A 389-nucleotide genomic window follows, 5' to 3' on the forward strand; every position below is an offset into this window, starting at 1 on the left:
GTAGATCAACTTCATGTCTGCACCAAAGCGTTGGATTAGTTCATGATTAATTGATACCGTCTTAACTTCCTCAAGATACTTGAGGTCAATGTCTTCACCAATAATGGTCATTAAGCCCTTAGCTCTTAATTCACTTTGAGTAAGATCTTCAACACCAAAGATGTCAGTTACTTGGCGAATATATTCTGTAATCTTATCAGATTCCATTGGTGGCATTTGTCCGCCATCAGGACCATAAATCTTATATCCATTATATTGTTTAGGATTATGACTAGCAGTAATCATGATTCCAGCATAAGTGTTTAACTCACGTACTGTATATGATAATTCTGGAGTGGGACGCATACTATCAAAAACAAAACTTGGAATACCATGCTTACCTAAAACAC

Annotated in this window: 1 pseudogene; it reads right to left on the minus strand. The window is 36.2% G+C overall.

Features of this window, described 5'->3' with window-relative positions:
- Nucleotides 1-389, minus strand: a pseudogene (locus C1I99_RS35585) (hypothetical protein); the annotation flags it as partial.

Origin of the sequence: Micromonospora deserti, assembly GCF_003236335.1 — a bacterium.
Taxonomy (GTDB): Bacteria; Actinomycetota; Actinomycetes; order Mycobacteriales; family Micromonosporaceae; genus Micromonospora; species Micromonospora deserti.